This window comes from Allobosea sp. CER48 (assembly GCF_044752385.1).
In the GTDB taxonomy this organism is placed as follows: Bacteria; Pseudomonadota; Alphaproteobacteria; order Rhizobiales; family Beijerinckiaceae; genus Allobosea.
The window spans coordinates 1-3335 of the sequence record NZ_JBIWYK010000367.1 but is presented as its reverse complement, the minus strand read 5'-3'; the positions used below and the strand labels follow the sequence as shown (position 1 = coordinate 3335).

Genomic DNA, 3335 nt, shown 5'->3' with positions numbered 1-3335 from the left:
GCCCTTTGCAATCTACCACTCAAGAAGCGCGATCGAGGTTGACTCCATACCCCCAGCGGCTCTACCCCCATCGACGGGACACGCCCCCCCAACGGGGCGCGCCCATCTGTAAGGATGGAGACATCGATGGCGAATACTGCTCCGGCCGTGCGTCCGCGCGTGCCTAATTTCTCGTCCGGCCCCTGCGCCAAGCGCCCCGGCTGGGCCCTCAAGAACCTCTCCGACGCCCCGCTCGGCCGCTCGCATCGCGCCAAGATCGGCAAGGACAAGCTCAAGCGCGCGATCGACCTGACGCGCGAGGTGCTGCAGGTCCCCGCCGATTACCGCATCGGCATCGTGCCGGCCTCCGATACCGGCGCCGTCGAGATGGCGCTCTGGTCCCTGCTCGGCGTCCGCGGCGTCGACATGGTCAGCTGGGAGAGCTTCGGCGCCGGCTGGGTCACCGATGTCGTCAAGCAGCTCAAGCTCCCCGACGTCCGCACCTTCGACGCCCCCTATGGCGAATTGCCGAACCTCAAGAAGGTCGACACGAAGAACCGGGACGTCGTCTTCACCTGGAACGGCACCACCTCGGGCGTGCGCGTCGTCGACGCCAGCTGGATCGCGGATGACCGCGAGGGGCTGACCATCTGCGACGCCACCTCCGCCGCCTTCGCCCAGCGCCTCGACTGGCCGAAGCTCGATGTCGTGACCTTCTCCTGGCAGAAGGTGCTCGGCGGCGAGGCCGCGCATGGCATGATCGTGCTCTCGCCGCGCGCCGTCGCCCGGCTCGAAAGCTACAAGCCGGCCTGGCCGCTGCCGAAGATCTTCCGCATGACCTCGGGCGGCAAGCTGATCGAGGGCATCTTCACCGGCGAGACCATCAACACCCCCTCCATGCTCGCGGTCGAGGACTATATCGACGCGCTGGAATGGGCGCAGAAGGTCGGCGGGCTCGACGGCCTGGTGAAGCGCGCCGACGGCAATGCCCGCGTCCTCGCCAAGTTCGTGCGCGAGAACGACTGGATCGACTTCCTGGCCGTGAAGCCGAAGACGCGCTCCAACACGAGCGTGTGCCTGAAGTTCACCGACCCGGCCGTGACGGCCCTGCCGGCGGACGCGCAGGCGGCCTTCGCCAAGCAGGTCGTCTCGATCATCGAGAAGGCCGGCGCCGGCTACGATCTCGGCCATTACCGCGACGCCCCTCCCGGCCTGCGCATCTGGTGCGGCGCCACCGTCCAGTCGCGCGACGTGAAGGCGCTGCTGCCCTGGATCACCTACGCCTTCGCCGAGGCCAAGGCCGGGCTCGGCAAGAAGGCGGCCTGATCAAGCCGTCAGGGTCGGGCTTGACCCGACCATCACTTTCAAGATGAGGCGCCACCCTGCGCCTCCGCGTCCCGAGATGGCCGGGTCAAGCCCGGCCATGACGCTCTCTCCCCATTCACGCGCCAGACCGCTCCCCGTGCAGCGCGGCGCCAGCCGGAGCCTCCCATGCCCGCACCGAAAGTCCTGATTTCCGACGCCCTCTCCCCCGCCGCCGTGCAGATCTTCAAGGATCGCGGCATCGACGTGACCTTCGATCCGAACCTCGGCAAGGACAAGGACAAGCTCGCCGCGATCATCGGCGCGTATGACGGCCTCGCCATCCGCTCCGCCACCAAGGCGACCGCCAAGCTGCTGGAGCAGGCCAAGAACCTGAAGGTCATCGGCCGCGCGGGCATCGGCGTCGACAATGTCGAGATCCCCGCCGCCACCGCGCGCGGCGTGATCGTGATGAACACGCCGTTCGGCAACTCGATCACCACCGCCGAGCACGCCATCGCCATGATGTTCGCGCTCGCCCGCCAGATCCCCTCGGCGGACCTCTCCACCCAGGCCGGGAAGTGGGAGAAGAACCGCTTCATGGGCGTCGAGATCACCGCCAAGACGCTGGGCCTGATCGGCGCCGGCAATATCGGCTCGATCGTCGCCGAGCGCGCCATCGGCCTGAAGATGCGCGTCATCGCCTATGACCCCTATCTCTCGCCGGAACGTGCGGTGGCGCTGGGCGTCGAGAAGGTCGAGCTCGACGAGCTCCTGAAGCGCGCCGACTTCATCACGTTGCACGTGCCGATGACCGAGAAGACGAAGAACATCCTCTCGGCCGAGGCGCTGGCGAAGACGAAGAAGGGCGTGCGCATCATCAACTGCGCCCGCGGCGGCCTCGTCGACGAGCAGGCGCTGGCCGACCTGATCAAGTCCGGCCATGTCGCCGGCGCGGCCTTCGACGTGTTCTCGCAGGAGCCGGCGGAATCCAACCCCCTGTTCGGATTGGACAACGTGGTCTGCACGCCGCATCTCGGCGCCTCGACCAACGAGGCGCAGGAGAATGTCGCCCTGCAGGTCGCCGAGCAGATGAGCGACTACCTGCTGAAGGGCGCGATCACCAACGCGGTCAACTTCCCGTCGATCTCGGCCGAGGAAGCCCCGCGCATCAAGCCCTTCGTCGATCTCGCCGAGAAGCTTGGCTCCTTCCTCGGCCAGCTCACCGAGGCCGCGGTCAAGGGCATCCGCATCGAGTATGAGGGCGCGGTCGCGAGCCTCAACCTCAAGGCGATCTCGGCCGCCGCGATCACCGGCGTGCTGCGGCCCTTCCTCCCCGAGATCAACATGGTCAACGCGGCCATGATCGCGAAGGAGAAGGGCATCGTCGTCGAGGAGCTGACCCGCGAGGTCGCCGGCAATCTCGAAAGCGTCATCCGCATCGTCGTCGAGGCCGAGGACATGCCGCGCCACGCCTCCGGCACGGTGTTCCAGGACGGCAAGCCACGCATCGTCGAGATCCGCGACATCGCCGTCGACGCCGAGTTCGCGCCGCACATGCTCTATGTCCGCAACGCCGACAAGCCGGGCTTCATCGGCCAGTTCGGCTCGCTGCTCGGCGCCGCCGGCGTCAATGTCGCGACCTTCGCGCTCGGCCGCGACAAGCCGGGCGGCGACGCGATCTGCTACGTCTCGATCGACGAGCCGATCTCGGACGCGCTGCTCGACAAGATCCACGAGATCCCGATGGTCAAGCGCGCCCGGCGCCTGCGGTTCTGATCGTGCTCAACCCGCTGAAGGCTCTCGTCGCCGCGCCTGCCGGGGCGGCGGAGCCCATCCATTTCGAGGTCCGCCGCGACGAGGCGGCGGGCCTCTGGTACGCCATGGATACGGGCGAGCTCGGCATCGTGACCGAGGCCGAAACGCTCGACGCGCTGCGCGAGCGGCTGAAGCAGCTCCTGCCGGAATGCTTCGGCATCGAGGGCTGCCCGGTCGAGCTGTCGCTCTGCGAGGAGGAGGCTCCCGCTCAGCCCATCGAAACCGCGAAGTCGGCG

Annotated in this window: 3 protein-coding genes; all 3 read left to right on the top strand. The window is 67.8% G+C overall.

Annotation, left to right across the window (positions count from 1 at the left end):
• The first annotated feature begins 126 nt into the window (after window positions 1-126).
• Window positions 127-1305, top strand: a complete 1179-nt coding sequence (locus tag ACIPIA_RS12895) for a phosphoserine transaminase (protein WP_400510129.1) — start codon at window positions 127-129, stop codon at window positions 1303-1305.
• A 165-nt stretch (window positions 1306-1470) separates the two neighbouring features.
• Entirely contained in the window at window positions 1471-3060 is a 1590-nt protein-coding gene (gene serA, locus ACIPIA_RS12890) for a phosphoglycerate dehydrogenase (RefSeq protein WP_400510127.1), read from the top strand.
• A 2-nt stretch (window positions 3061-3062) separates the two neighbouring features.
• The coding region (locus ACIPIA_RS12885) for a DUF1902 domain-containing protein (protein ID WP_400510125.1) at window positions 3063-3335 on the top strand (273 nt) is incomplete at its 3' end.

Excerpts from the sequence above, each read along its gene's own strand:
- ACIPIA_RS12895 (WP_400510129.1), top strand. The coding sequence starts at position 127 with ATGGCGAATACTGCTCCGGCCGTGCGTCCGCGCGTGCCTAATTTCTCG.
- serA (WP_400510127.1), top strand. The coding sequence starts at position 1,471 with ATGCCCGCACCGAAAGTCCTGATTTCCGACGCCCTCTCCCCCGCCGCC.